Genomic DNA, 7,261 nt, shown 5'->3' with positions numbered 1-7,261 from the left:
GAGTAGGGGAGCAGAGGAGCAGGGGAGTAGGGGAGCAGGGGAGAAATTCCCAATCCAAAATTCTGGTGTGCGGGCGATCGTTTTGGCAATTCAGCGCCAACCGGGAACTAATACTGTTCAAGTAGTGGATGCAATCAAGAAACTGTTACCTACCTTTCGGACACAGATTCCGGCGGCTGTGAACATGGATATTCTCTACGATCGCTCCCAATCAATTCGGGAGTCAGTGGATGATGTACAATTCACGCTATTGCTCACCATCGCTCTGGTGGTGCTGGTAATCTTTCTATTCCTTCGCAATATCTCTGCTACTGTTATTCCCAGTTTGGCAGTACCGCTTTCAATAGTAGCGACTTTTGGAGTTATGGTACTACTGGACTTCTCACTCGATAACCTATCACTGATGGCGTTGACCCTTTCAGTAGGTTTCGTGGTAGATGATGCCGTAGTCATGCTAGAGAATATTGTCCGCCACATGGAAATGGGCGAAAGCCGGATGGAAGCAGCCCTAAATGGTTCTAGAGAGATTGGTTTCACAATCTTATCTATGACCATCTCTCTAGTAGCAGTCTTCATCCCGATCCTTTTCATGGAAGGCATTCTGGGGCGACTGTTTCGGGAGTTTGCCGTTACCATTAGCGTTGCAATTTTGGTATCTGGCGTAATTTCCCTCAGCTTGACACCAATGCTGTGTTCCAGATTCTTGAGTCCACCTCATCATGAGCAGGAGAGTGAGGGGGATGAGGAGCAGGGGAGAGAGGGAGAAATTCTTAACTCCGAGTCCCCACCCCCTAGTTTCAAGTCCCGAATCAAAAACTTTAACCGTCGTCTCTACAACTTTTCGGAAAACGTTTTTAATGTGATATTGGGCGGATACGATTGGAGTTTGAGGAAATCACTCAAGTATCACCGCACAACAATGGTGATTTCGGGAGCGATTCTTGTAGCGACAGTGTATCTATTTATAATTGTGCCTAAAGGGTTTGTTCCCAACGCAGATGTTGGACAAATTACGGCAACAACTCAGGCATCAGAGGATATATCCTTTGATGAAATGGTAAAACATCAACAGGCTGTTGCTGTGATCGCTTATCGCGATCCTAATGTTGATTCCATCAACTCCAGTGTCGGGGCTGGTGGCCCAAATGCTTCCGCCAACGCGGGACGGCTTTTAATCGAACTCAAGCCCCGCCATGAGCGCCGTCTCAGTGCTGATGAAGTTGTCCAGGAACTCCGACCGAAATTGTCAGTTGTACCTGGAATTAAGGTATTCTTGCAAAATCCCCCAGCTATTAATGTCGGTGGACAACAGACAAAAGCACAGTATCAATTTACTCTGCAAACTCCCAATATCCAGGAACTTTACCAGTACGCTCCAGCTTTAGAAGAGAAATTGCGATCGCTCTCAGATTTACAAGATGTTAACAGCGATTTGCAAATCAAGAATCCGCAAGTAAAAGTAGACATCAACCGCGACCAAGCTTCGGCTCTAGGTTTGACCGCCAATCAAATCGAAACTGCTCTGAGTAATGCCTATGGTACTCGCCAAGTTTCTACCATCTACGCCCCCGATAGCCAATACCAAGTAATTATGGGCGTGGAACCAAAATATCAACAAAATGCCAATGCCTTAGATTTACTCTCAGTTCGTGCCCCTAGTGGACAACTTGTGCCTCTCAACGCCATAGCAACCTTGAGCAAAGATGTAGGTCCCTTAACTATCAACCACAAAGGGCAGCTTGCTTCTGTCACCTTCTCCTTTAACCTGAAGCCAGGGGTATCACTAGGTAACGTCACTGGGAAAATTGAGGAACTTGCCCGTCAAACACTCCCACCTACTATTAGTACAGGTTTCCAAGGTTCAGCGCAGGCATTCCAATCTTCGATTCAGGGTTTAGGATTGCTACTGCTAGTTGCCATCTTGGTGATTTATATCGTCTTGGGGATTCTCTACGAGAACTTCATTCACCCGCTAACTATCCTTTCTAGCTTACCTTCTGCTGGATTTGGGGCAATACTGACCCTGTTGCTGTTTCAAGTTGACTTGAATATTTACGCCTTCGTCGGCATCATTCTGCTAGTTGGCATTGTGAAGAAAAATGGGATTATGATGGTTGACTTTGCGATCGTTGCCCGTCACAACGGCAAAACCCCTTATGATGCTATCTATGAAGCCTGCTTGGTGAGATTCCGTCCAATTATGATGACGACAATGGCAGCACTCATGGGAACTTTACCAATTGCCCTCGGTTTAGGAGCCGGAGCAGATACACGTCGTCCCCTTGGTTTAGCAGTAGTTGGGGGGTTGGTGTTCTCGCAGTTCCTCACACTTTATTTAACACCCGTTTTCTACACCTACATGGAGTCTTGGCAAACCAAGATGAAAAAACGTAGTTGGCGCAAACAGCCAATTTGACACTCACCCGACTGAACAAATAACGCTTGGTTGATTTGTTCTTTTTAATCACTAACTCTTGACTCCCTTCATTTTAGAGGGGAGTTTTTTACATATCATATTTATTTTTGCTAGTTCACTTTGATTAACTTTCCCATAATTGCGATCGCAAATCCACAGCCTCCAAACATCAAAGAGCCGTAGTGTGGCACTTGAGATTGAAGGAAGTAGAATATTCCGTACAAGAGTTAGGTTAATTAGTATCAAACGTGGATTCATCCAGTTCAAATAGTCGTTGACGGAGATAAAAGGTGGATTCATCCAGTTCAAATAGTCGTTGACGGAGATAAAAGGTGGATTCATCCAGTTCAAACACTCGTTAACGGAGATCAAAGGTGGATTCATCCAGTTCAAACACTCGTTAACGGAGATCAAAGGTGGATTCATCTAGTTCAAACACTCGTTAACGGAGATCAAAGGTGGATTCATCTAGTTCAAACACTCGTTGACGGAGTTCAAAGGCTTAACAAGCCTTAGAATTGCAATACGCTTAAAATAAGTTTTTTCTCCCCCTGCCTCCTTCACGCTCACAGTTTTGCTTAGAGGAATAAAGCCATGACTCAAGCCTTACGCAAACTAATTACATTCGATGAATTTGTTGCTCAGTACCCAGATAACCCACAAAGACGTTATGAACTCCATGATGGAGTAATTGTTGAGATGGCACAACCAACAGGCGACCATGAAGAGGTTACAGGATTTTTGGTCAGAAAACTGAGTGTAGAATTTGATCGGTTAAATCTTCCCTATCTCATCCCAAAAACAGTATTCGTCAAACCACTTGAAAACGAATCAGCTTATTCACCAGATGTCCTTATCCTAAATCAGCCTAATTTAATAAATGAACCTCTATGGAAAAAAACATCTACCGTAAGCCTTGCTGCATCCATTCCTCTAGTGGTGGAGGTAGTGAGTACTAATTGGCGTGATGATTACCACAAAAAATATGCTGACTATGAAGAAATGGGAATTCCTGAATACTGGATTGTGGACTATGCCGCCTTGGGTGGTCGGGAATTTATTGGCAAACCAAAACAACCTACTATTTTGGTTTGCTGTTTAGAAGAAGGTGAGTATCTAATTAATAAATTTCGAGGTAATGACCGTATCCAATCACCAACTTTCCCAGAGTTGAATTTAACCGCAGAACAAATTTTTCGCGCTGGTATAGTCAGCTAAATTCACAGCATCTATTAAAATTAGATCGGAATTCAGGAGTCAAGAGTCAGAATTGAGAAGTTAGAAGGCAACCCACCCGCAACTATTCACGCCGACCTACTTAAAAAAATTATGTCTGACGCAATTATTCAATCTGAATTATTGGATAACAAAGCTGATAAAGAGCAAAACTTCTGTCAGATTCTCAGTGTACAGGAGTTAAGTGTTCTAAACGATCGCTCCAACTCCAAAGGGCTAGTTCAACTGGCTTTGCACCTCACAGTCATGATTTGCAGTGGCTACCTGTGGGGAACAAACTTTGGCAATTGGTCACTGGCCATACCAGCACTGGTAATTTATGGCTTCAGTCTGGCTTCCATGTTTGCACCGATGCACGAATGCGTTCATAGAACGGCTTTCGCTAACAATCGATTAAATGATGCTGTAGCTTGGTTTTCCGGCTTGCTCTCATTTTACAACAGCACATTCTTTCGTCGTTATCATAAATGGCATCATCGCTACACTCGCGTTCCTGACAAAGATCCCGAACTAACCGATCTCAAACCGAGTAATCTGGGTAAATACTTGTTGATAATTAGCGGTTTACCGTGGTGGCGGGGTAAATTGAGCGGGCATTTTCAGGTGGCGACTGGTCAATTTGACGATTTTCCATTTGTGCCAGAAGCCGCACGAGCCGAAGTTATTCGCTCTACTCGATGGCAATTAGGTGTTTATATAAGTGCGATCGCAATCTCAATTCTATTTGGTCAGCCTTGGTTTTTCCTGTATTGGCTGCTACCCCTGCTTATCGGTCAGCCGATTCTCCGTTTCATTCTGCTAGCAGAACATACAGGTTGCACTCTTGACGCTAATCTGCTCACAAATACGCGCACAACCTTAACCCTTTGGCCTGTCCGATTTTTCATGTGGAATATGCCATTTCATGCGGAACATCATTTGTACGCATCAATTCCCTTTCACGCTCTACCAGAAGCACATCAGCAATTGAGCCAACACTTTACCCACATTGAACCTGGCTATGTGAAAGTCAACTGGGATATCATAACTAATTCGTAATGGGCTACGCCCCGCTTCGCTAACGTAATTCGTAATTGGGCATTACTTACTTCTCTTTGTCGCCCATTTCCCATTTCCCATTTCCCATTTCCCATTCCCCATTTCCCATTCCCCATTCCCCATTCCCTTTGATTTTAATTTGCTCTAGACTCGACCTTAACGCACCTTTGTCAGATCATGAAGAATGATTAATAAAAACGAGTATAGACAAATATGATAAAAATGCTAGCTGAAAACTTGATGGGAATTGAGGCAAGATTACAAATTAATTGGGTTTGGCTAAATGCCGGCTTAGAGTTTGCTAGTTGGGGACTTTTTTCACTTTTGCTTGCTGAGGTCTTGAGAGACACCTACCATGCTTTGTGTCACCAAGTCAATTGGCTTGCTAAATGGCACAACAAGCACCATAGCGCCTATCGCCGCGATTTATCGATAGTTTCCATGAAAATTTACCAAGAATCGCAACTCTATCACGACATTTTAGAATCGAGTCTACTGCTGGTGGTGTTGGTAGCCGTTGCCTTAATTGTCCAACAATTGGGGTTATGGCTGGGAGTAGCTTATGGTTCCACCTTCTTGTATGGTGCATCTGTGCGGTATTTCCAGGGAAAAATTGATACAGACTACAACCACTTACCCGGCCCTTTAGAGACAATTCCATCCATTTGGTGGGTGAATCGGTCTTACCATTGGCGGCATCATTTTGATGATGTCAACGCTTACTACAGTGGTGTCTTTCCTTTAGTTGATAAAATCCTGGGCACAGGACTGTCTCTCAAGGGGAAAACCATCGCTTTAACCGGAGCATCAGGAGCGTTAGGGCAAGCATTGGCAGCTGAACTTGTAAAGAACAATGCTAAAGTCGTGGCATTAACCACTAATCCAGAAAAATTAGTAGAGCAAGTTGGGGTGAAGGTGGTTCCCTGGCAATTAAGTAATGAAACCGAACTGAGAAATAGTTTAGAGAAAGTAGATATTTTAATTATCAACCACGGAATCAATGTCTACGCCAGCCGCACATCGGAGGCTATCAACTCCTCTTATGAGGTGAATACCTTTTCAGCATTGCGGTTGATGGATATATTTTCGACAACTGTAACAGGGCCACAAGCAAAAGCAACCAAGGAAATCTGGGTAAACACTTCTGAGGCTGAGGTTTCTCCAGCGCTGAGTCCGCTTTATGAACTCAGCAAGCGATCGCTAGGTGATATTGTTACCCTAAAGCGTTTAGATGGGGATTGTGTAATTCGCAAGTTAATTCTTGGCCCGTTCAAGAGTCAACTTAATCCCTATGGTGTTATGTCTGCACAGCAAGTTGCTCGTGCCATCTTATTTTTCGCGCGGCGAGACTTCCGAAATATTATTGTGGCAATAAATCCTCTTACCTATCTGCTGTTTCCCTTAAAAGAAACTAGTACGTCACTATACTATCGACTTTTTAGCCGAACAGCGAAAAGTTAACAGGACTTACGCAAACAATAGCCGAAACCCTTATTTTCAGGTAGGGGCAATTCATGAATTGCCCCCTGAGCGCGTGTAGTTTAGCTATACTAAAAATTAAGGAATTATTATAAAACTTATGACTAACCAAACAAATGCTCCTCCTGCTGTTGATTATGCGCCTCTGGAATTACAAGGTGAATTAATTTCTATGCAAGAATTAACGATTGAGGAATTATTAATTATTGGTCAAAGTCAAATCCCAGAAAGTCAACAAGAACTACATTTACAACTGCTAGAAAAAAATCAAAATAATCAATTAAGTGAATCAGATAGATTATTGTTGCGATCGCTCCGAGTAAGCGCTGATTATTTAATGTTGAAAAAAGCATACTCTTATGAGCTTTTAAAGTGGAAAGGTTATTCTCTTCCAAACTTTGAGCAATTAATAAATTAATTCCAGTGTCATCTATATCTAAATCTATTCGTCAACAAGTTGTTAATGAGTCTGATTACAGGTGTGAATATTGCCGCACATCTAGTCGTTTAATAGGTATGCCTTTAGTTATGGATCATATTTTGCCCAGTTCATTGGGGGGAAATGATGAACGAGAAAATCTAGCTGCTTGTTGTTATCGCTGTAATGAATTTAAAGGAGCAAAAATAACAGCTAATGATCCTGTAAGTAATGAATCTGTGTTTTTGTTTAATCCTCGTCAACAAAGATGGTTAGACCATTTTCAATGGGCAAATGGTGGTACTCATATTATTGGAATAACTGCTACTGGAAGAGCAACGGTTTTAGCTTTAAGATTAAACAATGAAGATATTGTACAAGCTAGGGCAATTTGAATTAGCTTAAGTTGGCATCCTCCTAAAATTTAAACAGATTCAAAACCAGTAAACTGCCCGACAGAAGGCGATCTAAAACCCAAAACAATATCTGTTTTTGGCACTCCTAACTCTACTAATTCATTAGCTATCTCTTCTTCAGTCAAATCACGCTGAATACAGATTTTGCCATCTTTAATATCTACATGAACAACACAACCATAAGCACATTTCTCATCTTCCCATCCTACATAAACTACTAGTAAATTTTTACTTTTTCTATATTTTAATACTACTTAT

General features: G+C 42.3%; 7 protein-coding genes and 1 pseudogene. 6 read left to right on the top strand and 2 right to left on the bottom strand.

What is annotated here, in order from left to right; genetic code table 11:
- Positions 1-2,416 (top strand): efflux RND transporter permease subunit (locus G1O98_RS08850; RefSeq protein ID WP_202985786.1); only part of this gene is annotated, 2,416 nt, incomplete at its 5' end.
- Positions 2,417-2,467: 51 nt separating this feature from the next.
- On the opposite strand, the gene G1O98_RS08845 is transcribed toward G1O98_RS08850, so the two are convergent.
- The gene (locus G1O98_RS08845; protein WP_163928474.1) at positions 2,468-2,842 is read right to left on the bottom strand and encodes a hypothetical protein; all 375 of its coding nucleotides are present in this window, start codon (positions 2,840-2,842) and stop codon (positions 2,468-2,470) included.
- A 168-nt stretch (positions 2,843-3,010) separates the two neighbouring features.
- Here G1O98_RS08845 and G1O98_RS08840 point away from each other — a divergent pair, with 168 nt between their 5' ends.
- The 5 genes from G1O98_RS08840 (at position 3,011) to G1O98_RS08820 (ending at position 6,982) form a co-directional block, all read left to right on the top strand.
- Positions 3,011-3,634, top strand: a complete 624-nt coding sequence (locus G1O98_RS08840; RefSeq protein ID WP_163928473.1) for a Uma2 family endonuclease — start codon at positions 3,011-3,013, stop codon at positions 3,632-3,634.
- A gap of 111 nt (positions 3,635-3,745) precedes the next feature.
- Positions 3,746-4,690, top strand: a complete 945-nt coding sequence (locus G1O98_RS08835) for a fatty acid desaturase family protein (protein ID WP_175586594.1) — start codon at positions 3,746-3,748, stop codon at positions 4,688-4,690.
- 213 nt (positions 4,691-4,903) lie between these two features.
- Complete coding sequence (locus G1O98_RS08830; RefSeq protein WP_163928472.1) at positions 4,904-6,151, top strand: bifunctional sterol desaturase/short chain dehydrogenase; 1,248 nt, start codon at positions 4,904-4,906, stop codon at positions 6,149-6,151.
- 118 nt (positions 6,152-6,269) lie between these two features.
- Positions 6,270-6,587, top strand: coding sequence for a hypothetical protein (locus tag G1O98_RS08825; protein ID WP_163928471.1), 318 nt, complete (start codon positions 6,270-6,272; stop codon positions 6,585-6,587).
- A 5-nt stretch (positions 6,588-6,592) separates the two neighbouring features.
- Positions 6,593-6,982 (top strand): HNH endonuclease signature motif containing protein, encoded by a 390-nt coding sequence (locus tag G1O98_RS08820; RefSeq protein ID WP_163928470.1) that lies wholly within the window; start codon positions 6,593-6,595, stop codon positions 6,980-6,982.
- 29 nt (positions 6,983-7,011) lie between these two features.
- On the opposite strand, the pseudogene G1O98_RS08815 reads toward G1O98_RS08820, so the two are convergent.
- Positions 7,012-7,227, bottom strand: a pseudogene (locus G1O98_RS08815) (XisI protein); the annotation flags it as partial.
- Positions 7,228-7,261 lie beyond the last annotated feature (34 nt).

Origin of the sequence: Nostoc sp. UIC 10630, from assembly GCF_010747425.1 — a bacterium.
In the GTDB taxonomy this organism is placed as follows: domain Bacteria; phylum Cyanobacteriota; class Cyanobacteriia; order Cyanobacteriales; family Nostocaceae; genus Nostoc.
This window is presented reverse-complemented; position numbering and strand designations above follow the sequence as displayed.